A 24448-nucleotide genomic window follows, 5' to 3' on the forward strand; every position below is an offset into this window, starting at 1 on the left:
CCAACAATGAAACAATTTTTTAAGGAGCTATTCGAATACAATCATCATACAAATCAAAAGTTGCGGAACATTTTTAATGAAAATCCGGCCAGAACATCAGAAAAGGCTATAAAATTATATAGTCATATCCTTAATGCACACCAGATTTGGAACAATAGAATTGAGCCACAACAACCTGTTTTCAGCGTGTGGGAAGTGCATCCGATTGAGATCTGTAGCAACATTGACAAAATAAATTATGAACAGTCACTGCACATACTGGATAAGCTTGACCTAAACGGCACAATTAATTATAAGAATACCCAAGGAAAGGCCTTTACGAATAGTATCAGCAATATACTTTTTCACGTTATCAATCATTCTACTTATCACAGAGGTCAGATCGCAACGGAATTCAGACAAAACGGACTTGATCCTTTGGTAACGGATTATATCATATACAAAAGATAAATTGTCCGAAATTAATTGGATTTTCATGAGAAATCGATGATCTATCGCCAACGCCGGTTACGCGGAGAGCTTTTATAATGGGCAGTTCGCGCACGCGTATGCCCGCAGCGCGATATATCGCATTGACCAAGGCCGCAGTAGCCGGACCCTGTGCTGCTTCTCCCGCACCGAGCGGCGCTTCGTGCGGACGGTCGATGATATCAATCTGTATAGCTGGAGCCTCCTGAAATCGTAAGATGGGATAAGAAGCCCAAGTCAGGTTGGTGACATGTGTGTCATCAAAATTGACCTCTTCCATAAGGCCCCAACTGATGGACTGCACCATACCTCCTTCAATTTGATTCTTCAACCCGTCGGGATTGATGACTTCGCCGGCATCGACGACAGCCCACAATTTATGTACAGTGACGTTGCCTTTGCGGCTATCCACACTAACGTGCGCAGCAATAGCACAATAAGCCGCTGCGTTTTTATACCGCGCGAATGCCACACCGATTCCCTCGCCATCGTGGCAGTTGACTTTCCTGACCTCCCTCTGTAGCATACGCAAGCAGTCGGTAGCCCTGCTATCGCGGAGGTGGTTAAGCCTGAATTCGATCGGATCGGCGGCTGCCTTCTCGGCCAGTTCATCCATGAACGCTTCAATTGCAAAGACGTTGGCATAGGCACCTAATCCCCGTAACGAAGATCTGCGTAGCGGGCCGCGGAATATATGCGAACGTAAATGCATATGTGGGATGATATAGTACGGTTCTGCATTGCGTGTCGCCCCGCCCCGAAATCCCGATTTGGCCGCCCCATGTCCTTTTTCGATGTACCAGGCAGGCAATAGATTATCCGCATCGCCACCCGGCCTGACACCATGGTCATCGGACCACAGATCATATTTCCAGCCCTGGATACGCCCTTCACGGTCAAGTGCCGCTTCGAGCTCCATCGCCATCGCTGTACCATAGGGCTCCCAGGCATTTTCCTCCTCGCGCATCCATTGTAAGCGGATATGCCGATCGGGAAATTCCATGGCAAGTAAAGCTGCTTCAGCAGCAACATCGTCTGCACCGTTATGCCCGTAGCAGCCCGCTCCGGGGACACCCTTGATGTGTATAAGCTCTTCCTTCAATCCGAGCAAGCCAGCGATTGCCCCACGCAACGGGTAAACTCCCTGACTATGTGTCCATACCGAAAGCTTACCGTCTGTATAGCGCGCAATCGCGCAGGAAGGCCCGTTAGCGGCATGCATGATATACGGTTTGAAATAAGATGCTTGATGCCGCACCACTGAATCTGAAATAACCTGATCGGACCAGCCTTCGCTCTGCTTATCGGTCTTTGAATCTGTCGGCAGGGATCTGATATGGTCGCGAAGTAACTCCCCCACAGGCAGTGCTTTTTCGAATTTCCATGTCAAATGTGGTGCTACAGCCTCCGATAGTGTGATCGATTTATATTCATCTTCTGCTATTACAGCTACGAGGCTTCCGACGCGAACCAATTTCGCTAAACCGGGAAGTTGTGCGATAGCTCTATCATCGATCGCAAGAAGTTTGGCACCGTGCGCCGGTGGGCGGACGATACGTGCGTGGACCATCTCTGGAAAACGTAGGTCGTGAATAAAATGCGGTTCTCCTGTTAAGATGTGCTTGATATCCATCCGCGCAATCGACTGGCCGACGATCTTGCGACGCGAAGTAGCGTATAAGGGTACATCGGAGGAAATGGATGCCGCAAACTGTTTTCCTTTCAGTAAAGCATAGATCGAAATCGATTTGCCCCCTCCTTGCACCAGGCCATCCTGCAGTTCCAGCGATCCTTTTGCCAGAGCAAGTTCTTGGGCTGCCAGATCCAGCAGCCGTTCGCGGGCGGATGCTGCCGCTTTGCGGACAGACATGGCGCTGCTTTGGATGGACATACTCCCTGCAGTATAACCTTCATTGGGCGTGTACTCCGTTTCGGCCAGATGAACATCAATAGCGGCAATATCCATGTTCAATTCCTCGGCAGCAACCTGGGCTATGGCTGTTGTGATTCCCTGCCCCAGCTCCATCTTGCCTGTCCGGATGGTGACACGGCCATCTTCCCTAATCGTCAACCAGGAATCGATCGCTTTGGGATCCAAACGTGCATTTTGTGTGTCAGGCGCCGACGGATCTAAGGTTGTGTCTGCCCTTAACCGCGAACTGACCACACCCGACATCGAAAAACCGATGGTTAACATGCCCAGGGATTGGATAAATTTCCGTCTACTATGTTGATCTTTGTGCATGCTATTTAACGATCTGCTAATTTCTTAACAGCACGAATCGCTCGTGCATGCACACCACAGCGGCAGATGTTTCGCTGTAGTTCGGCTCGAATTTCTTTTTCTGTGGGATGTGGATTACGGTGGAGCAAAGCGACAGACGCCACCACCAGCCCGTTGGTACAATACCCACATTGGGCTGCCTGCTCCTCAAAAAACGATTGCTGTACAGGATGAAGCGATCCTTCTTCTCCACTCAGGCCTTCCAAGGTTGTAATTTCGGTCTCTCCTACATGCTGAATCGCATAGGAGCAGGAGGGCATGGCTACGCCATCAAGCAATATCAGGCACGCGCCACACTGTGCCAGTCCACAGCCAAACTTGGGGCCATTGAGTGATAGATCATTCCGCAGAATATACAACATGGGCGTTTCCGGATCGGCTTTCACGCGGTACTTCTCGCCATTGACCCGGATCGTAAATGTCTCTTTCATGTTTATTGAAATTAGGCTCTTCAATTATAACGCATTTAAGGCTAAATTGTTATAATTGGGGGGTGTTAAGAAATACATGTATGTTTACGAGACTTTGAGCCTTCTTTTCCGGTTTCGAGCTCACGAAGATGGTGATTACATATTTAACACCACCCAACGGTGTCCGTCCGGATCGGCAAAACGCATAGCCCACCACCCCTCCTTCATCTCTTCGGGTGGGCTGATAATATTTGCGCCAATTGCATTGAGCGCTCTTTCCCATTCTAATACTTCTTCTTTAGTGTCTGCAGAAATACTGAAATTCACTTCATTGCCGTTAGCCGTATCCGCAGACTTCGTCTTTACGCCCTTTTCAAACCGTTCAGTAGAAAATAGGTTAAGGATGAAACCGCTATGGCCTATGGTGAGACTAATAAAATTATCTCCATCGTGAGTTTGATCCCGTACGGTAAACCCTAATGCGGTATAGAATTCTTTGGACCTATTGATGTCTTTTACTGGGTAATCGGCCCAGATTTTTGAGGGTTGTGGTGCCATAAGTTTAATTTTGATTACCAAAAATATCGGTTACTAACTACAATAATCTTACCACAAGACAAGAAAAGAAAGCACCTTTCGGACAATAGATCCTTCCCAGCCGCTTCATGAGCAGATGACGAAGTTGATCCGGTTGAACGAATAGAACGACTTCGATAAAGCCAGAAAGGTCCAAAAGCATTCATCCGGACCTTTCTGGCTTGCGTATTTGCATTCAATTATAACAAATTAATAAGTCCTCCCCGCGAAAAATGGTAACTTAAGGAAATTTCATGTGTTCCATTGCCCGGGCTTGCCATCATGGTATTTCCTACCCCAAATTGATAGCCATAACAAAATTTAAGCTTGTTATTGACCGCAAAGGAAGCCAGTACACCTAGATTTCGGGTGTTCATGTAGTTAGCACCGATACCAAACTTACGGTTGAAATAAGCCATGGCAGAAAAATTTATTAACACGTCTTGATCCTGCATTACGGAAATCCAAGTGTTGGTCTTTATATGGAGTCCGGGATCCACCTCAAAAAGGTATCCCCCTGTAAAGGAGTAATCCTCTCTAAAAATCTGTACATCCTCAAACTGTTCACCCCCGAGTCTGGGTAATGTGGCGCCTACATAAAACTGGTCTTTTCTGTAGTAAAGAAAAGATAAACCGAATGTACCGACCCTTTCGTTGATATCGGCCCGCAGCGCTTGGTCGTAGCCTTCTACTAACGACGTTCTCGCTTGATACCATCGGAGGCCCAGTCCTACCGTTGCACCTAAATAATCCTTTTCTGACAGCTTTAAACTGTAGCCATAATAGGCGTTAGCCTCGGTATACCGCTCCGGACCTATCTTATCGTACAATACATTAAAACCAACGGATGAACGTTCATTAGCTGTTTTGATATGCCCCCCTGCTAAAATCGTGGTCGGAGCGCCATCTACCCCCATCCATTGTTTTCGGCCGACAGTGTAGAGCTTGGCCTGATCGGAAGCCAGACTATATGCTGGATTGATCTGCTCGGTATGCTGCTGGTACTGCAGGTAACCGCCCAGCTGTTGGGCGTTTACCTGCAATGTAGCGCCTGTACCTGCCAAAATAAATAGTATAAACTGTTTGATATATGCTGTTCTTTTCATCTGCCCTATTTCTTTAAATAAAACCATCCACTTTGATCTAAGCTCTTGCCGTCCTGTATCCACTCTAACTTGAAGAAATAGGTGCCATCCTCCAATAACTGTCCGGATGAAGTACGTCCTTCGAACGCGCGGTCTGAATTGTTGTAATCAGTAATACTGAATAATAATTGCCCTTGACGATTAAATATCGACACCTTGTTCTCTGGATACCGCTCAATTTCTTTAATCAGCAGAATATCATTGGCCCCGTCACCGTTGGGGGTAATTGCCTTGGCAACATCCATCGTTGGTAACGCTAGAATTTCCAACTCTTTGCGAACTGACACAGCAGGTTCCCATAGCTGGTCGCCAGGTTGATAGGCGACGATACCCACTCGTCCGCCTTCATTAACCGTAATTTGGTTGTTGGACACGATAGCATAAAACAGATCTTCCGATTCTAGCGTAACAGGTAAGCCCGATGTGCTACTTACGGTTGGCTGATAAGGCTGATCGCGAACGGTTAACGTCGGGAGATCTTCAAATTCTATCACTTGCTGTCCTTTATTTACAACCAAGGTTTTTGTTACCGGATCCGCAGCGTTCCAAGATATATTACCGCCCTGTTTTGCTGTAATGTTAACCGTTCCTACACCTACTAATTTCAACTGTTGATTCTCCACCTGTACCACTTGATCGTTGTCAGTCGTATAGGAAATACGTAGTCCCGATGTCGCCTCCGCACCTGGTGAAATGTGCGCGGCATCGAAAGTGACTGGATCTAAGTTCTGGAAATCGATCTCCTGATCCTCTTTTTCCAGCGCTACCAAAGCAATATTAGGTTCTTCTTGCGTCACCATACCTTCACCAAGATAAAAACTTGGATAGGGTGGCTGGTTGTACGCGCTATTTTGCCAAGCGATTGCCGTACGATACTGCGAATCGTGCATTAAGGTATATAATTTATGCTCCGTCGGTATGGCAGTTGTAAATATCATCAACTCCTTACTGTCCGCTGTCCGAAAAATAACTTCCTCTCGCCAGTCGCCCAAGATGTCGGCGCTCAGGTTCGGTGTAGCCTTGCTACTGTTATTCGAAGCCGCATTGTACGGCGCAAAATTTACCAGGTTCTTTTGCGTATTGGTTAACCAATCCCATTTATAGATATTAACACCGTCTAGCAGTTCACGCAGTAGGTCTCCATCCCACCAGATACCAAAATTCATTGAACCTGGACGCGCTGCAGATACCTGTGTACCATTTACATTATACAATACCCCCCTTGAACTCCACAATTCAAACCCCGGATAACGAGGATCGATATCAGCGGCCATTGCCCGACCGATATCTCCCGTTGTCGGGATTCCAAATATAGTTTCCCCTGTGGTGCCGTCGACCAGTGTAACACCGAGATCTTTATAGCTACTTGGCGACTCGTGCGGCATCCAGATCAGCTGCTTATCTTTACTAGGATCCATTTGACTTACATGCAATGCATCACCGTGACCACGCGTTGTAGTATACAATTTCTTACCATTATCGTTAATAACGGAAGCCCCGTTGATAATCTCATCTTTACCGTCGTTATCGACATCCGCTACGGACATTTGGTGATTACCCTGTCCGGCAAAGGATTCATTGCCACGGACGTTGGAATCAAATGTCCACCGATGTGTAAGCTTGCCGTCTCTCCAATCGAATGCAGCACGCACCATTCGCGTGTAATAACCACGGCCGAAGACCATACTCGGACGCTCACCGTCCAAATAAGCAACGGCAGCTGTAAAGCGATCCACCCGGTTACCATAGCCATCTCCCCAGTCCGCAACGCGACCACGCTCGGGTATATAATCTACGGATGCCATCGCTTTACCGGTTAACCCGTTGAATACAGTGACGAACTCCGGGCCGGACAGAATATATCCAGCATTTGTTCTGTGGTCGGCATCGGCATCTCCTATAATGGCCCCTGTACCGTCTACTGTACCGTCGGAGGTACGAACTGCTAATTCAGACTTACCATCCCCGTCAAAATCAAAAACCAGAAACTGGGTGTAGTGTGCGCCAGCCCGTATATTTTTTCCCAGGTTTATGCGCCATAACTTCGTACCATCCATCTTGTACGCGTCAAGATAAACCAGACCGCGCTGACCTCCTCCCATATCTCCAGTAAGTGTGGGCTCCCATTTGACGACAATTTCATATTCACCGTCCCCGTCTAGATCTCCTACACTAAGATCGTTGGCGGTATGGGTATAGAACTGTCCATCTGGAGTAACTCCTGTTGGCGGCATATCCATTGGAATAGAAAGATATCCCTTGCTCCAAACCTCTACCGTCTTGGACGGTTCTCCTTCTTCGTCATTCACAACAGGAACTACCGTATATTTCCCATTTTCTTCAGTAACATCCTGATAATTGGTTGAACCAACTATGGGTTCGGCATTTAACTTCAGGTTGTCTCTATATAAATTAAAACCAAGATCCATCGTCTCATTTCCTAACAAACGCCAGCTTAAGAATACACGATTGGCTGCCGGACGAACAGCTACTAGGCCTCTGTCCAACGTCTCCAGCCATCGGGGCGTCGTGACCACCTCGTCTGGTTCGGGTTCGGGTTCGGGCTCTTCGGTTTCATCCACTACCAAGTGGTACCGCTGTACAAAAGGTCTTTCATTTTTTGTATAAATGATGTATGGCTTACCACTTGCCGACACACTCATCGACAGCCGGGCACCGGCATCTACAACAGGCGTCTCAGCCGACTGCTCCAACTTCAGAAAACTTGCTGCCGTCAAAGGAATGGTAGGAGATATAGCCGCAATCTTGCTTTTTGTCAAATGATACACATAGATATTGCCCCAGCTTTCCATGTGGGATATGGTCATATTGCCCGCAGCATCTACAACAAGCTGCTCATTCACCGAGTTTGCATGATCGGCCATCCGCAAGTTGGTCCAAGATGGATCCGCTATGGGTGAATACACCAAAAATGGCCTGCTGCCCGATCCGGTATTCATAAAATAGACGAAGACCATATCGTTAGAAATACCCATCTGGGTATAACGGGCAGAACTTCCCTGCCCGGAAGAAGTGACATCTCCCAGAGTCTTCCAACTGCCCGCATCGAAATACCTCACCTGAACAGCTCCCACTTCATCCGGATTATTCGCGCTCCAGGCATACGAAACAAAGGGACGGTTTTGGCTGTCAAATGCAACCGAATACCCAGCCGCTCCATAACTAGGAGCACCTTCTATAGGGATGGCTCCGCCTCCCACTAATTCCCATGCTCCACCTACAAAACGCTTTACATGGGCTGCCCCTTTACGCGTGTTGGTTGGAGTTTCACCATATGCAATATACAGGACATTGTTCTTGTCAAACGCAACGTAATGATTCACCTGGTCGCGTATGTTATTTGTACCCCAAGGGCTTATACCGCCTGTGCTAACCTGTAGGTTAGCGGCATTGTCACCCAGAGGCTCCCAACTTTCCGCCGCTTCCTTATAGTAAACGATCTTCAGCCTGTGCCCGTCACTGCCGTCAACATACGAGCAATAAAGCACATTATCCTTACCGAGCCACAGGTATGACTGCGCAATAGCCTGCCTATTACCGCTGTTTGTAAACTTGTAGTCAGTCAACGCTGCCCCTACCTGTTCCCACTGTCCGGATGCATTTCTTTTCTTAACAACCAAACCATCCGCCGAACTTGTAAAAACAGCGTAAGGAACTTCTACGCCACCTTCCACTCGACCTACCGCAGACCCGTACGCACTCGCTACATCCGAAATCTGGTTATCACTACCCATAATTTCCCAAGTATTTGGTATAAAATCAATCTTCGGGAACAGGTAGCGTTGTACAAAAGGTCGTTCATTTTTCGTATAAAGGATATAAGGGTCTCCACTTGCCGACACACTCATCGACAGCCGGGCACCGGCATCTACAAGTGCTGTCTCCGCTGACTTCTCCAACGTTATAAAGCTTGCTAACGTCAAAGGAGAGGACGGGGTAATTTCGGCAATCTTGCTTTTTGTCAAATGATACACATAAATATTGCCCCAGCTTTCCATGTGGGATATGGTCATATTGCCCGCAGCATCTACAACAAGCTGCTCATTCACCGAGTTTGCATGATCGGCTATCCGCAAATTGGTCCAAGATGGATCCGCTATGGGTGAATACACCAAAAATGGCCTGCTGCCCGATCCGGTATTCATAAAATAGACGAAGACCATATCGTTAGAAATACCCATCTGGGTATAACGGGCAGAACTTCCCTGCCCGGAAGAAGTGACATCTCCCAGAGTCTTCCAACTGCCCGCATCGAAATACCTCACCTGAACAGCTCCCACTTCATCCGGATTATTCGCGCTCCAGGCATACGAAACAAAGGGACGGTTTTGGCTGTCAAATGCAACCGAATACCCAGCCGCTCCATAACTAGGAGCACCTTCTATAGGGATGGCTCCGCCTCCCACTAATTCCCATGCTCCACCTACAAAACGCTTTACATGGGCTGCCCCTTTACGCGTGTTGGTTGGAGTTTCACCATATGCAATATACAGGACATTGTTCTTGTCAAACGCAACGTAATGATTCACCTGGTCGCGTATGTTATTTGTACCCCAAGGGCTTATACCGCCTGTGCTAACCTGTAGGTTAGCGGCATTGTCACCCAGAGGCTCCCAACTTTCCGCCGCTTCCTTATAGTAAACGATCTTCAGCCTGTGCCCGTCACTGCCGTCAACATACGAGCAATAAAGCACATTATCCTTACCGAGCCACAGGTATGACTGCGCAATAGCCTGCCTATTACCGCTGTTTGTAAACTTATAGTCAGTCAATGCTGTCCCTACTTGCTCCCACTGTCCGGACGCATTTCTTTTCTTAACAACCAAACCATCCGCCGAACTTGTAAAAACGGCATAAGGAACTTCTACACCACCTTCCACGCGACCTACCGCAGACCCGTATGCAGTGGCTACATCCGAAATTTGGTTATCATTACCCATAATTTCCCATATATTTTCAGGGGCACTATCATCAATAGATATGACATTCAATTCAATCAACCCGTTGTATACGATCTCCGCGGTGGCATCAGCCCCAGCTTTCACGGTATGCAGCTCGTCATCAGTAGCAAATAAAGTCTCGGTTACTTCCACCCTACCCAGTTGATCATACAAGTCGGCGACTAAGTTGTTCAGATCTAGAAAAGCTACCCCCTCTGCGTCGGCCACTTGTCGTGCCCATAGGCCATGAGTCTCCAAAGAGCGACTTACAAAAATACCGTCCTCATCCCATCTGTTTCTAGGCACTAACGACGCAATAACAGGCGTTGCCCCCTTTGCTTTTGCTTGTTGTACCATCTGGCGCAAGTACCAGCCGTAGCTGTGTACCGTCTCTACCTGTCCCTGCGAATTGGTAACATTTTGTATGTTGTCTCCGATACCGCTTAAACTGGCTTTACCCTCTCCAGTCACAGCGCCTCCATCGTTATGTCCAAATTGAATAACGAGCACATCTCCCGCCTGTAATTCTTCTAAAACAGCGGGAAATAAATCTCTATAAAACGTCCGGCTACTTGTCCCACCCATAGCGTGGTTGAGCACTTCTAGGTTTTCGTTCTGATACGATGTCTCTAACGAAGTGCCCCATCCCCATTCATAACTTTCGGGAGTCGGATTCGAGCCGTTACGTACTGTCGAATCACCTATCAGTACCAAGCGAGTCTTCTGTAGTAACGAAAAACCCACTGATATGGCGGCGGTCATCATAATGACGCCTAATATTAAATAATGCCTTTTCATAATTCTAGTTTACTTCCTTTTCATAATCTTTTTTCCGCTCCTCTACTACTTCTCCTCCCATCGAAATGGCAAATACCAGTTTTCTGGACCAATCACCTTTGTCCGTGAACTCGATTAAATATTACTACTTCATGTAAAAAATTGCATAATGTAGGGCTATACACGTTCCGAAAATACAACCGAAGATGACCTATGCGAAGTGTGGTAAGATATCTTTACATAATCTAGATAGATAGTTTTATTGAACTGCGGGATAACTGTTAATACAAAATTGATCGCATTGCCGCCACTGTTCCTGAGCTAGCATATAACCTTGATATATTGCATTCATTGCAGCGCCAAAGGCACTTTGAGCACTGCTAATACATTGCGTTCTAGAGTAACCCGGAGGTATATTATTACAAGCGGCTAATGCAACATTAAGCTCATATTCGGCGCTTAGTTCATCGTACCAATACGAATCTATCGATCTATAATAATCATTTTCACAGTACATGTAACACTCTTCTAGAATAAATTGAGGACACAAAACAGTATCTAGACCGAAGTATGGACAAGGCGGCGGAATGAAAGAAAAAGAAGATTTGCTAAAAGCGATTCCCTTTTTTGGTCCTGCCTTAATTTTCAATTCGGTCAAAAATTCCTTCTTCAACACATTTATCGAATCTTGGAATTCAGATAAAGCTAGAGTATTGTTCTTAAGTTTTGAGAAAAGCAGATTGGATACTTTTTCAAATTCAGAATTTATATTTACTTCTACCTTACTAGATTCAAATTTCTCTAATTTCGGATCGTCTACTAGTTCATAATCAGAATTCATCTTCATACAGCTAGAGATAAGAATAATAATTGCAAATAAAATTAGTCGTGTTTTCATTACATTAGGATTTAGTTAAAAAATATAAGTCAGTTATTCTTTCCATCGAAATGGCAAATACCAATTTTCCTGCTGCATCAATTTGCTGCGTACCGCATCCGCATTGGGGTTGCCATCTTTACTCAATTTGTTATAGACCTTGTCTGCCAAGTAGGCGGGATCACTACGCCTTAGGGCAATTCGTAATAGGTCTTCCCAGCGACTTCCTTCAAAGGCTTGCTCCAACGCAGACTCTTCGACAAGATAATTCTCGATGTGTATCAAACTATCCGCAGGATTTTCAATTACTCGATTTCGTAGGTAGGCACGCCCGCGAATCCCTTCGTTACGATGCCAAACACCCCTAAAATATGGCACTTGCCCCATCCTGGCATCAAAGTCATAAGGCCATGGAAGTTGGGTTTGCTGTAAATCCGTTTTATCGGAGCTAGCTGAGTTATCATAATTTGTCCGTATTCCATTGTTCAGTAATGCGTATGCTACTTTATGCTTGCCATCCCGATTAGCGGCCTCAGCAAATCTGAGGTGTAATTTCGCTGCACGATAAAGGAACCATTTTCCACCTTTATTATATTGGTCTATAGGGACCAAAGTTCCTAGAGCAGTGTATTGGTCTAAATATTTTGTGACAACAGGCATACCGTCGGCATCCGCTACGGATAGTACCTTGCGTCCATCATAGGGCACGCCATTCCACTGCGTTTGATTATCCCATTGATCAATGATCTCTTGACTCGGCTTCAAAAGGTATTCGCCCCCGTTTATCGCAAAATATCGTATAAACGGATTGCCCTGACCAAAGTTGCTAGAGAAGGGGAGCGTCCATACCCATTCGGAATTCCATATACCATCCTGCGTGCGTGAAAACATAGAACGCCAACCTTGTGTTTTGCTATTTATGAATGTGCGTACATCCTGCTCACGGTTGCGCAGATAGCCTATCGAAAGATCATTATTATCTGTGACAGAGCGTTCTTTCAGTTTATAATAATTGAATGTCCAATCGTCATTACCCTGGTTATCATAGTAGGTCATGACGTTTTTATATGCATCCGCTGCTTTGGTATAGTCATTATGCCAAAGATAAAGATCTCCTAATAGCGCATATTTATTGATAAAAAAGCGTTCCATAATAAATCCATCTACAGATAGGCGTAGTGATTCATCGGTGTTATATATGCGCTTCGACGGGATTGCCTCCATATCGGCAATCAGTTTTGGCAACAGCTGATTAAACTCCATAAATGAATACTTACTCTGGTCCAAAACCTCATCCATATTTTCCAACGGATCGGTCACATAGGGCACTTTGCCAAAATGTACGCCGAGTTGCAAATATATCCACGTGCGTACGGCCATAATATCTGAATAACGTGCGCTGTATTGATCTACGTCCAACTTATTTTCATTTCGCATAGCAGTGAAATTTTTGAGCACATCATTACATGTAAGAATGACCTCATAAAACTTACGTGGATTGACATAGGGATTATTTGCACTGATGGCTGTCACGTCATTCAGGCTTAATTCATGTAAGTAAGGGTCGGCTTGAGGAGTGACCGTAAGCAAATCTGCCCGTAACTCATTCCAAAGCACGTGTTGCTCGGCCAATCCTAAAAACTTCCCGTACACACCGATAACCGCAGCATCTGCGTCAAATATATCACGGTACATCTGGTCTTCCGTTAATACTTCCTTCGGTTCTACTTCCAAAAACTTGGAGCAAGAGGAAAGGTTCACCCCAACGAGCACTACGGCTGTCAGTATACCGTATAGATTTTTACGTTTCATAATTTGTAATACTTATAGTTTCTTCTATCCTATCTATCTCGTTAAAATCCAACACGCACGCCGAGCTGGTATGTTCTAAATTGCGGCGTCAAACCAATATCGATACCTTGACTGAATATCGAATTATTGGCGCTAAACTCGGGGTCATAGCCCATATACTTTGAGAAAGTAAACAGATTATTAGCCATCGCATAAAAATCTACCGATTTCAACACAGCGCCGTCAATAGGCAATCTATAACCGATGTTTAGCGTGCGAAGGCGCAGATAAGATCCATCTTCTATCCAATGATCCGAGAACTCCGCGTTATCTAAAGGATCGCCCCAGTAGGCGCGGGGTATGTTGGTCTCTTGCCCATCTTGCTTCCAGCGGTTGCGCAATGCCTGGCTTTGGTTGTCATAATTGGCACTGCTTTCTAAACGGTGACGCGTTGCGTTATACACGTCGTTGCCGATAGAATAGGTAAATAAGGTGTTAAACGTCCAGCGCTTATATTGCAAAGCTGTTGTAAAGGATCCGAACCAGTCGGGGTTAGGATTACCAATAACCACCCTATCACTCGCATCAATAATTCCATCACCATTTTGATCAACAAACTGTCTGTCGCCCCCCTGAAAAGGTAGCAAGGTTCCATCGGACAATTGGCGACTCAACCCGGCGTTACTAGCCTCCTGTTCTGTGGTATAAATGCCGGCCGTCTGCAAGCCGTAAAATTGATTGGCAGCACCGCCTACTTGCGTGATCATGCGCCCCCCATAGAAGAGGTTTTCAAATGATCCATCCGGAAGGTTAGTTACCTTGTTTTCGTATTTAGCCAGCTGTATACCGATATCAAATTTCGTGTTTCTATTTTGCACAACACGTCCGTTAAGTCCTAACTCGACACCACGATTACGCATTTCCGCCCCATTACGAAATACGACATCCATACCCGAATAAGCTTGCAGTGCCTGGTACGTCACGAGATCTTTTAACGTATTGTTATACACATCAAGCGTTAAGTTCAAGCGTTCTTCCGCAAAGGAGGCATCTATGCCGATGTTACTCTTTAGGGCACGCTCCCATTGCAGATTTGGGTTCCCGATATTGCCTCTAATTAGTCCTTGTACGCCCAAAAAATTCTGAGAAATATAAAATGACTTCGAAGAATAATCGCCTATATCATCGTTACCACTCAGACCAAACGATCCCCTGATTTTTAATAATTTTATCGCAGATGATTGGAAAAAATCTTCTGCGGATACGACCCATGCCGCAGTCAATGCTGAGTTAAAAGCAAGTGCATCTTGTCCAAACTTCAGAGCAGTATGCTGCGGATTTTCACCAAATCGCGATGAGCCGTCAAATGCCACATCCCACGATAGTAAATATTTGGACTTATACGCATAATTATTATTCATGTAAACGTTTAGCCAGTTCCAATTACCGAACCCGCCGCGAACTTGCCGCAGTAGGTTGCTACCGGCGCCCAAGGTAACGTAGTCATCATTGGCGGAATTAAACCCTAAACCGTAATCATATTCTGATTTGTTTGTCTGTATGCGAATACCGGCCCTCGTATTGAGCTTATGATTTACACTAAACTGATTGTTGGCATGTAGATAGGTGTCGTTAAATATAGAAAACAACCGTCTTACCTCCGCTCCGGATTGATTTCGGACCACGCCCGTAGGAAGGTTTTCAGCATATACACCGATCTCGGGCAAGAAAAAGTTCTCACGCCCCTTGTCGTATACCAGACCTGCTATACTCTTGATCGCATAACGATCGTTAAATTTGAAATTGAAATGGAAATTACCCGTAAACCGGTAGCTTTGATTATGACCTATGGTCTTATCACTCACCAATACAGCGGGATTAGTCTGACTAAAAATATCCACACCTGAATAAAGTGGAGACATTTGTCCATCAGCACTTGAAATATGGGTGGAAAGAATAGGTGATTTTACGAGGGCTGTGTATAAGGGGCTATTATACGAATCAATACCCTGCGTACGAATATCGTGTCTATTTAAATTGAACGACAAATTCGACTGAACGGTAAACTTCGGCGATAGATTCAGATCTGCATTCAGCCGCATCAGATACTTGGACAATTTATCCGTGAGAATGAGACCATTGTCATCTACATACCCGGCCGAGAGTGCATACTTTGCAATATTATCTCCACCGCTCACTTTTAAAAAGTAATTTTGACTCACACTATTATCCATGACAACCGACTGCCAATCGGTATCGTTGAAATAAGTATAGTGATCTGCCGTATTTGGTTCTGCTGCAAAGTAAGGCTGTTGCGCTATAGCGGCCGACGACAGCCCCTGAGTACCCAATAACTCGGAGATGTAGCTTCTATAATCGTTTGAATGAAGCAGGGGTAGATTCTTCGGCTTTTGGTTAAAACTGGTATAGGCACCAAAATTAATGCGTGTCGCCAGCTCTGAAGCGTGAGATGTTGATATGAATACCACACCATTACTCCCTTTCGTACCGTAAAGCGATGATCCATCTTTCAAAACGGTAATATTATCGATATCCCGGATATCGATATTGGCTAAACCCGATTCGAAATAGTTGCCCACAATGTCCGCACTGTAATCGGCATCTTCATAAAGCATCCCATCGACTACTAATAAGGGTTTGGATGTACCGTACAAGGAATTGATTCCTCGGATGGATAAATTTGAGCCACTATTTGTACTACCCGAGCTCCGTATAGCATTCAACCCAGCCACCTTTCCTTGCAGGAAGGTAGCCGTGTTTTCATTCGTAGACACATTCCATTGATAGGGACGCAAATCGACTACATCGACTGCACCTGCAACAGCAAGCTTATTAATGTTTTCATTAAAGACCACAGCGGTGCGGAACAATGGATTATATCCTTCTTCATAAAGTAAGACCTCTACCGTAGACTGTTCTTCGTGTACAAAAAACATGTTTTCTTGATGTCCTGCGTACTGCACGGTTACCTTAACACCGTCTGTGGGTACTTTGATTGTAAACGCCCCGTTATCATCTGTAATGGTCGCGGAGAAACCGTCTACCTGCACGTTGGCACCGGAAACCGGTAACTTCGTAGCGGCGAAACGCACTACTCCGCTGATTTCTCTCTCCTGTTTCCCTTTCCAAAAGCTATGGACTGTCGACTCGGCGCGGTGTGTACTAGCCTGTACCGGTAGCCAAGTGACTAAGGCCAATCCTCCAATAACTAATTTATGTATTAACTGCATGTTCTAATTGGTTTTATTTTATTTCACTTTAGGCACAAAACGCAGGTAGTCCAATACGACAGTGTTAACGCCATTGGCCGTAGAGGCTGCTGCCATAAGCTGCGCCATTACCTGTTGAAATTCGGACAGTTCAAAAGACCCTACGTACACCTCGTCGTAATTCATCAAAGGGACATCCGTATAAGGAGAAAGATACATTTCATCACGTGTTGGTGCGCCTAGAACGCCCGGGTACTCCTCGCCTAAAATGCGTAAACGTTGTTGAAATACGTTTGCTTGGATATCGTTTAAAGCTCTCCAGTACACGTCGTAGCTCGTACTTAAAAAATGTGGCAATCTATAGTTTATCGTAAACATGGACACACCATGATTTTGGACCATAATATCGCGGAACAAAAGGCCATTCGGATCCTGTCGATCGCGGTGAAAAGTATTGCTGGGTCTTGAATGCGAGAAAGACGAAGGCTCCTCACCTTCAACCTTAAACGAAGCTAACTTATTGGTCACCCCCTGCGTGTTGTCCAACAGCGCCGCATCTAATACATGCACATAACCATTACTCAGCTGAATAGATTCGACGATCGCAGATTTATCGACCACAAGCTTTCCTCCTGACATAGTGGTCAATTCCGAAGGAAGCCCTTCTTTATTGTACGCCCGTCTAACGATTAGGTCTCTAGCTACGTAGTAACGACTTATTTGTATGGAAGAGTCGGCCTCATTCCGGTAATTCACATAAGGCAAAAATGCAGATACATCTTTATCAAAGGCTACGTCTTGCAATACAAAATAGGTAAAGCGATCTTTTTCTAGACGCACATCACCTACAAAGTGTAGAAACTCGTTATTCAGCAGACTATCCTCTTCGCTGTCCAGCAGGCCGTCGTCATACAACTTGTAGGTGCTAAGACTTGACAAAAATTGATTTTGCTTATAATCTTGTTGGGCAGTAATGTATTCCCAAAGATTCTGCTGCGGCATAAGTGGTGCAGCCAATATGTGGTAGAGACCATCACTGCTGCCTTGATTTGATTTTAAAAAAGATACCTCGCCTATCCGAGACGACAGCATGTCTAATATTTTACCATTGAGCATGGTCAATTGAATCGTATCCGCGGAGGTATTGAGGCGATGTGTAGATACCGCAATGTGATTTTTAACGAAATTGCTTAATGCTCCTTTATCACTTCTTAGTTCGGCAGCTATCGCGCCAATGCTTTGGTTGTCTGGAACAAAAATCGTATACGAGTTTGTCCCATCCAGCTCGACGCCAAGATCTGCCTCCTTAAGTAAGGAAAGAAACGTAGATGCGCCAGCCTCATTTTCAAGGCGCTGTATGAGGCTTTGATTGATATCCGTTAATCCCTCGTTAATGTGATCTTCCCAAGGGTCCCCGCACTGCTGCAGGAAAGAGGAGATCCCGAGTAAAGCAATAACATATATAAGTGTATTTTTCATCGTATCTGTTCAAAGAAATTAAATAGGATATACTGGGTTTCCATTCGCATCGAATTGGGGATAGATCTGTTCCATATCTACCGGAATAAAATGTATCATGTCTAATTGCAATTCTGCTGCTCGATTCGTTTTGGTTTCCAAACGAAGGATGTGTCTGTCTGTAAAATCAATATCAATAATACCTACCATTTTACAATTATGTACATTCGAACCGGTAGTGGTCACTCTTTTATATCCAATAGCCTCTAACTCTCGTGGATTTAATGTCGTATTCCTATATTCACCGGTATTTAATTGACGCGACAGCTGTACGCCATTTAGGTAGATATCAATCATATTAGGTCCCTGATTAGATTCTACCCGCCGCCATGCAATCCATACTTTATAACGCCCCTTGACGATCACAGGCGTGCGCATTTCTACCCACGGTAGAACTGCCGTACGCAAGTTAAAATTCAATAAATCATCATTCACTGCTCCAGCACTGTTTCCTGTCTGCGGATATCCATAGTAATAATTGCTCGTGTTAGCTAATGTAATGTCTTTTATCAAGTTATAGGGCACACTCATGGACGCTCGTTTGTAAATACCTGCTGTTTTCAATTCGGGTTGGTTAGCCGGATCCCAATAAATAGGGAAGGGTAAACGTTGTTTAATAAAAATATTATCCTTTAAGTAATGTAGCACTCCGTTTTTGGTGGTTACGTCACTTTTTGTACGGTCTACCTCTGCGCCTAACTCAATAGTACCCAACCATTCTTCTTCATTTATCAGCACGCGCTCCTTATCTACTTTGACCAAGACGATTTCGTTGGGCACGGTAGTCGTATGCGAGGACTGTAACATCAAATCGGAAACGTACTTGAGATCTTTCACGATGTGATAAGACATATGCATATACAAACTATCTGTTGTATTTCTAGGATTGCCTGTATGCGAATACTTATCCTTTAGGTCCTGTAAGTTATGAAAACCTCGTTGCGCAAATACCTCGTTCGTCACGGTAAGCACCGAAAAATATTCGTTGGCAGCAACTTTGCCAAGTAAAACATCAAGACCCGTGGCGGCTAAGGCTTCTGCAAATAGGCTTAGATTGGGGTCTGCCTGGATCTGTTCAACAAGCGTCCTTGTGATAGGTGTAAACACCTTATCTACTCCGTGCACAAGACCATTACCTGTGCGCTGGTTAGGCAGTAGAATCGTCGATTCTTTATTCAACACGATTTTTGCCTGGCCGCCCTCACTAACGACAGAGGTCGTAATAAATAACCCTGCGACAGAATTTTTTGTAATTTTCCCATCCTTAAAATTGCCCGTCGAAACGGTATCTTCGACGATGTGTTGGGTCACCAGAAGCTTAATCTCTTCATCCGCAAAATCGGCCAGGGATTCCTTGCCTTGTTCCTGTAGATACCGCTGCACCGCAGCATTATTCGGAGCAAATACCGTGTATGTGCCCCATGCATCTAGGTAGGATGCAGCACCAGCCTGTTTCACTGCATCATAAAACATCGTATAATCCGCACTATTTTTTAGAAAAGAAGCGATGTTGGGCGTTTCGTCAGTAGTTTGTGTAAAATCTTCCTTAAGGCAGGAGCTTAATGTTAACAACATGCACACTCCGATTAGAAGATGTACAATCGATTTTTTTCTCGTATTCTTTTTCATAACCTGATTTATTAATTGCCATAAAATGGATTTTGAACTAGCGCTTTATTCATCTGCAATTCTGTAAAGTAGATTGGTAAATAATGGCTTCCCGGATCCCGATACTTATTCAACATAGCTTGTTGACGATCCGGTGGAGCATATGACATAACCATGTTGGTAATTAAATCCAGTCGAGCATAGTTATTGCGACGGGCGTGGCGCAGTACATCAAACCACCGCTTTCCTTCGTAGGCAAACTCTCGTGCACGCTCATCCACCAAAAAGGACGTAATACCTTGGAAATCATTTTCATTTGGCGCCAGATCATTGAAAACCAACGCATTGGCTCGCTCTCTCACCTGATAGATCAGTTCTAGAGCCTTTTCCCCTTGTTCCATACCATTCAGCGCTTCTGCTTTCATCAGAAGCACATCGGCATAACGATATACAAACCAGTGGGTGTATGACTCCTCTAATGTTTTGCGAACGTCTCTGTTGATAGCTTGATATTTGTAAATCTGTCCTGTCGAGGCATCCAGCGAACCGCGATTGCCGCGTATGTCGAAGTTTTCTGGATCTGTCTCATCGATCATATATAGGTTTTCGTACACATTCTGCCCTACCTGATATCTCGGATTCAGACTGAACAACGCTATAAAGTTATTCAGAAACTGTCGATCGTACTGCAGCTCAAATATGCCTTCGATAGAGTTTCCGGTAGCAAATAAAACATTTAGCCAAGAAGACGGATTGCCCGGCACCAAATCAAACTTACCTGAATTGATGAGCACATCACAAGCCGCGGCAGCCTTTTGAAAATCATCCTGCCACAAATAAACATCTGCCAATAGCGCATTTACCGTATATTTCGTCACTTTTCCTTTGTCCGCCGCAGTCGTTGTCCCGAATGTCTCTTTGACCATGGGTTCGGCACGTACCAAATCTGCTACTACCGCAGCGAAGATATCGGCCTGACCAGATTTTGCTATATTTAGTTCTTCCTCGTCAGACGCGGTATAATTCAGCTTCAACGGAACATCGCCCCATATTCGTCCTAAATTTAAATACATCCATGCCCGTATAGCCAATGCCTCGCCAATGTATGCGTCTAGATCTGCTTGCGTTAACGTTGGGTCGATGTCTTTGACCTTTGGCGCATTTTCAATTACATTATTACAGAAATTGATAATCCGGTAGAATGGTGCCCAGTGAACAGAAGGATTGGAAGAATTTAAATTGGCATAACGGTACTCATCCAATTGTAGATTGGTAAAAGTGGTGAGCTCTACCATATCCGTCCGCAATTCGCCATGCACAAATAGCTGCTCCGCCAGATTACTGTTGAGGAGTGAAATATAAATGCCATTAACCGCCGACCGCACATGCTCTTTGGTTTGCCAAAAATCCTGAGCTACCAGACCGTTTTCTGGTTTTATATCCATCCATTTCGTGCAGGATCCGGATAGGATACCGCAGCAAATGATGGACCATGTGATATATCTTTTTATCGTTTTCATAACTTTTCTCGCTTTTAAAATCTTGCCGATAATCCTATTGTATAGCGTTGGGTAGGAGGCGTACGGGAGTCATCTTGCGCAAAACCAAAGATTCCGCCTGTAATGCCGACCTCCGGATCCTGTCCCAAATATTTTGTCCAGGTGAAGAAGTTCTCGCCAGTGCCAAATACCCGTAAATCACTCATGCCTAACCGCTTGCTGAAATCATTAGCAAAACTATAGCTCACGGTGGCAGAACGGAAACGGAGAAAGGACGCATCCTGTACATAACGATCTGAGCCTAACCAATTGTAGCCTGCTCCCATCAGCGCGCGCGGCATGTCGGTATCATCACCTGGGTTACGCCAGCGCCTTAAAACAGCGGTGGATTGGTTGCTATACCCGGCCATATTCGTCGTATTCATCATCGCACGATTGACCACGTCGTATCCGAGACGAAAGTTGAAAAATAAATTTAAGCGTAAACGATTTTTGATCGTAACGGAGGGACCAAAACCACCTGTGTAACGTGGATTAGAGTTGCCAAGGTATACGATATCGCGCTCATCTATACTTCCATCGTGATTAATATCGGCATAGCGCGCATCGCCGGCTTCAAATTCATAATCTGTAGCGGGATAATTAAATCGCATATAAACAGGTTCTCCATCTGGGCCCATGATAGCGTTGCCGTCGACATCTCGTGCTATAGTTTCTTCTTTTGTGGAGTATACCCCTTCATATTTATACCCGAAGAAGGAACCGATTGGATTACCAATTTGCAAGAAACGCTTATAATCACCATTTACAAGTCCGTTACCACTTTCGCGCACAAAAAACTCAGGGACTTCACGTACAATATTTAAGTTTCGGGCGATGTTGAAGGTAAAGTCTACAGAAAGATCTTTTCCTTTATAAGGCGTTGCATTGATGAAGACCTCCCAACCTTTATTATCCATTCGGCCGTAATTAAAATCAATATCTCCGTATCCTGTTGTTGAGGGAATTCCTAAATTTTCAAACAACATATCGGTCGTCTTATTGTGATAGTAATCTACGTCTACACGGATCCGGTTTTTCCAAAACTCAATGTTGAAACCAAGGTTCTGGCCCTTGACAGTCTCCCATCTTAGGTTACGCAACTCCATATTGGCCGGATAGACACCCGCTTCACCCAAATAAGTGCTTTGAAAATTTACGATGTTACTAAAATACATATACTCGTAACGAGGTGCGCGGCCTGACTCACCGTAGCTTGCGCGTATGCTGAACTCATTGATAAAGGGAATTGCCTGCATGAACTTTTCTCCAGAAACGCGCCATCTTGTGGAAATGGACGGAAAAAAGCCCCAGCGATTATTCGCTCCAAACTTAGAGCTCGCGTCACCTCGCAATCCGGCGTTGATAATATATTTATCGTTCAACTTATACTGTGCGCTAAACAACCCTCCAACAGACTTTCCTTCGTCGAACCCGCTACCCGGAAGTAGATCGACATTCTGCGTTCGTCCACTGTTTGAAGGGTCTGTAAGTAAAGTAGACGCTGTATTGGATATCATATTCTGATAGCTTAAGCCGCGTGCTTCATCCGTTTGCCAGGAAACTAGCATTTGCAAATCGTGCTTTTCGTTCCGTAGGGGCGTATAGATCAGATTGGACTTTGTCTGTAAGCGAAAACCATCCCGATCTGATTCACCGGCTCTGTTTACGTTGGTTTCGGTATACGGACGACCGGTTGCTAGCTGTGGCAAAAAGTTGTTAACACGTGAATTGTTAATATCAAACATGACTTGAAAGTCGCTAGTCAGTTTAGCAGGAATGATGTCGTATCGTAGATTAAACACGGGTGTAATGCGCTCGCCAGAATGTTTGTTGGTGGCGTACTCTGCCATTGCTGCCGGATTGTATGTATTAGGATAGGCCCCCTGTATATTGCGGTCTGGCGAAAAATAGACCGGCGTAATATTACCGTATGGATCGTACTCATACAGACTCATATTAGGCATCTTGATATAGGACATTCCGCGAATAAAGTCTTGGTTATCTTTTGAGTTGACATAATTCCTATCTGTCGCGGTATGCGTGTAGGCGATATCCGTTCGAAACTTGATACGGTCTGAAATTTCGTAATCCAGGTTCAACCGGGCAGATATGCGCTCTAGCCCCGTACCAATGGTTACACCTCGTTGCCCCAAATAGGCTACGGATGAATAGTAGCGAGCCTTCTCTCCTCCACCTTGAAGCGAGAACGTATGATCGTTGGATAGACCTGTCTGCGTAATCGCATCAATCCAGTCGGTATTCCTGCTGTAGTTGTTAAAATAATAGACGTCTCCGGGATCATATGCAAATTCGCGCGATGTAAACGTATTAAGCGGTTGCCCGGTGCGATTCATGAACATTTCAGGAATCAACTGCGAATATTGGTTACCATTCAATAAAGGTATCGCGCTAGGTAAGCTGGATAGCGAACCGCGGAACTGATAATTGATCGTTGGTTTGGACTGTGTTCCGCGTTTAGTTGTAATCAATAACACGCCATTAGACGCCCGAGAGCCCCATACGGCTGTTGCGGCAGCATCTTTCAGTACCGTAATTGTTTCAATATCTGCTGGTGCAATATTTAATAGCTGTGCATAACCATCTTCATCTGCTGTTCCGAAGTTGAAGTCTCCAGGGATGCTCGTCTCGTATGGCATCCCATCGACAACGATCAACGGCTCCGCACTGCCGCTCAGCGAAGCTGTACCCCGGATACGGATCTGCATACCTGAGCCTGGATCACCTGAATTCGCGGCAATATCCACCCCAGGTAAACGCCCCTGTAAAGCCTCGTCAATGGATGCTGATTGCATTTCTTGCAGCACTTTGGCATTTATGGTTGCTGTAGCGGTCGTTAAATCCCGTTGATTGATATTCAATAATCCGGTGTTTGTTCCGCTCTGTTGTCGGGAGATGGTTACTTCTTCAATCTGACTGTTGTCGGCAACAAGCTGTACATTGATTTGCGATTGGCTTCTAATCTGCATATTTTGAGGAAAGTAGCCAATAAAAGATATATTTAGCCGATTTGCGCTGCTTTTTACGGTAATGGCGTAATTTCCGTCCATATCGGTTGTAGTAGCTGTTACGGTACGGTTGTCGGAAGACAGTTCAGCAATCGTGGCGCCAACAATGGGTTCCTTGCTCTGCGAATCCGTAACACGCCCCCGCACAACGGTCTGCGCATACACTGCTTCTGTGCCAATTAGCAGCAAACAGACCAACAGACATAAACTATATTTAAACTGTAGATTCATCATTA

At 45.2% G+C, this 24448-nt stretch carries 13 protein-coding genes; 1 reads left to right on the top strand and 12 read right to left on the bottom strand.

Annotated elements, in window-relative coordinates:
- The first annotated feature begins 6 nt into the window (after positions 1 to 6).
- Positions 7 to 450 carry a DinB family protein gene (locus tag FAZ15_RS04550; RefSeq protein WP_136900149.1) on the top strand — a complete coding sequence of 148 codons (444 nt, stop codon included), beginning with the start codon at positions 7 to 9 and terminating at the stop codon, positions 448 to 450.
- Here the strand turns inward: FAZ15_RS04550 and FAZ15_RS04555 are convergent.
- From FAZ15_RS04555 to FAZ15_RS04610, 12 genes are all read right to left on the bottom strand, one after another.
- The gene (locus FAZ15_RS04555) at positions 434 to 2635 is read right to left on the bottom strand and encodes a xanthine dehydrogenase family protein molybdopterin-binding subunit (protein ID WP_162304874.1); all 2202 of its coding nucleotides are present in this window, start codon (positions 2633 to 2635) and stop codon (positions 434 to 436) included. The genes FAZ15_RS04550 and FAZ15_RS04555 overlap by 17 nt on opposite strands.
- An 83-nt stretch (positions 2636 to 2718) precedes the next feature.
- Positions 2719 to 3183 carry a (2Fe-2S)-binding protein gene (locus FAZ15_RS04560; RefSeq protein WP_136900151.1) on the bottom strand — a complete coding sequence of 155 codons (465 nt, stop codon included), beginning with the start codon at positions 3181 to 3183 and terminating at the stop codon, positions 2719 to 2721.
- Positions 3184 to 3318: 135 nt separating this feature from the next.
- Entirely contained in the window at positions 3319 to 3720 is a 402-nt protein-coding gene (locus FAZ15_RS04565; RefSeq protein ID WP_136900152.1) for a VOC family protein, read from the bottom strand.
- A gap of 218 nt (positions 3721 to 3938) precedes the next feature.
- Positions 3939 to 4844 carry a PorP/SprF family type IX secretion system membrane protein gene (locus FAZ15_RS04570; protein WP_162304875.1) on the bottom strand — a complete coding sequence of 302 codons (906 nt, stop codon included), beginning with the start codon at positions 4842 to 4844 and terminating at the stop codon, positions 3939 to 3941.
- Between the two features lie 5 nt (positions 4845 to 4849).
- Entirely contained in the window at positions 4850 to 10642 is a 5793-nt protein-coding gene (locus FAZ15_RS04575) for a rhamnogalacturonan lyase family protein (protein WP_136900154.1), read from the bottom strand.
- Positions 10643 to 10880: 238 nt separating this feature from the next.
- Positions 10881 to 11519 carry a hypothetical protein gene (locus FAZ15_RS04580; protein ID WP_136900155.1) on the bottom strand — a complete coding sequence of 213 codons (639 nt, stop codon included), beginning with the start codon at positions 11517 to 11519 and terminating at the stop codon, positions 10881 to 10883.
- Between the two features lie 33 nt (positions 11520 to 11552).
- On the bottom strand, positions 11553 to 13310 hold the full coding sequence (locus FAZ15_RS04585; protein WP_136900156.1) for a RagB/SusD family nutrient uptake outer membrane protein: 1758 nt from the start codon (positions 13308 to 13310) through the stop codon (positions 11553 to 11555).
- Between the two features lie 41 nt (positions 13311 to 13351).
- Positions 13352 to 16540: a SusC/RagA family TonB-linked outer membrane protein gene (locus FAZ15_RS04590; RefSeq protein ID WP_136900157.1), complete on the bottom strand. Its 3189-nt coding sequence runs from the start codon at positions 16538 to 16540 to the stop codon at positions 13352 to 13354.
- Between the two features lie 18 nt (positions 16541 to 16558).
- A complete protein-coding gene (locus FAZ15_RS04595) occupies positions 16559 to 17998 on the bottom strand; it encodes a fasciclin domain-containing protein (RefSeq protein WP_136900158.1) in 1440 nt (479 codons plus the stop codon).
- Between the two features lie 18 nt (positions 17999 to 18016).
- On the bottom strand, positions 18017 to 19666 hold the full coding sequence (locus FAZ15_RS04600; protein ID WP_136900159.1) for a fasciclin domain-containing protein: 1650 nt from the start codon (positions 19664 to 19666) through the stop codon (positions 18017 to 18019).
- 11 nt (positions 19667 to 19677) lie between these two features.
- On the bottom strand, positions 19678 to 21165 hold the full coding sequence (locus FAZ15_RS04605) for a RagB/SusD family nutrient uptake outer membrane protein (protein ID WP_136900160.1): 1488 nt from the start codon (positions 21163 to 21165) through the stop codon (positions 19678 to 19680).
- Positions 21166 to 21179: 14 nt separating this feature from the next.
- Complete coding sequence (locus FAZ15_RS04610) at positions 21180 to 24446, bottom strand: SusC/RagA family TonB-linked outer membrane protein (protein ID WP_238387155.1); 3267 nt, start codon at positions 24444 to 24446, stop codon at positions 21180 to 21182.
- Positions 24447 to 24448 lie beyond the last annotated feature (2 nt).

Source organism: Sphingobacterium olei, from assembly GCF_005048855.1.
Lineage (GTDB): Bacteria > Bacteroidota > Bacteroidia > Sphingobacteriales > Sphingobacteriaceae > Sphingobacterium > Sphingobacterium olei.

Coding starts and splice junctions, on each gene's coding strand:
- FAZ15_RS04550 (WP_136900149.1), top strand. CDS start 7: ATGAAACAATTTTTTAAGGAGCTATTCGAATACAATCATCATACAAAT.
- FAZ15_RS04560 (WP_136900151.1), bottom strand. CDS start 3,183: ATGAAAGAGACATTTACGATCCGGGTCAATGGCGAGAAGTACCGCGTG.
- FAZ15_RS04565 (WP_136900152.1), bottom strand. CDS start 3,720: ATGGCACCACAACCCTCAAAAATCTGGGCCGATTACCCAGTAAAAGAC.
- FAZ15_RS04570 (WP_162304875.1), bottom strand. CDS start 4,844: ATGAAAAGAACAGCATATATCAAACAGTTTATACTATTTATTTTGGCA.
- FAZ15_RS04575 (WP_136900154.1), bottom strand. CDS start 10,642: ATGAAAAGGCATTATTTAATATTAGGCGTCATTATGATGACCGCCGCC.
- FAZ15_RS04580 (WP_136900155.1), bottom strand. CDS start 11,519: ATGAAAACACGACTAATTTTATTTGCAATTATTATTCTTATCTCTAGC.
- FAZ15_RS04585 (WP_136900156.1), bottom strand. CDS start 13,310: ATGAAACGTAAAAATCTATACGGTATACTGACAGCCGTAGTGCTCGTT.
- FAZ15_RS04590 (WP_136900157.1), bottom strand. CDS start 16,540: ATGCAGTTAATACATAAATTAGTTATTGGAGGATTGGCCTTAGTCACT.
- FAZ15_RS04595 (WP_136900158.1), bottom strand. CDS start 17,998: ATGAAAAATACACTTATATATGTTATTGCTTTACTCGGGATCTCCTCT.
- FAZ15_RS04600 (WP_136900159.1), bottom strand. CDS start 19,666: ATGAAAAAGAATACGAGAAAAAAATCGATTGTACATCTTCTAATCGGA.
- FAZ15_RS04605 (WP_136900160.1), bottom strand. CDS start 21,165: ATGAAAACGATAAAAAGATATATCACATGGTCCATCATTTGCTGCGGT.
- FAZ15_RS04610 (WP_238387155.1), bottom strand. CDS start 24,446: ATGATGAATCTACAGTTTAAATATAGTTTATGTCTGTTGGTCTGTTTG.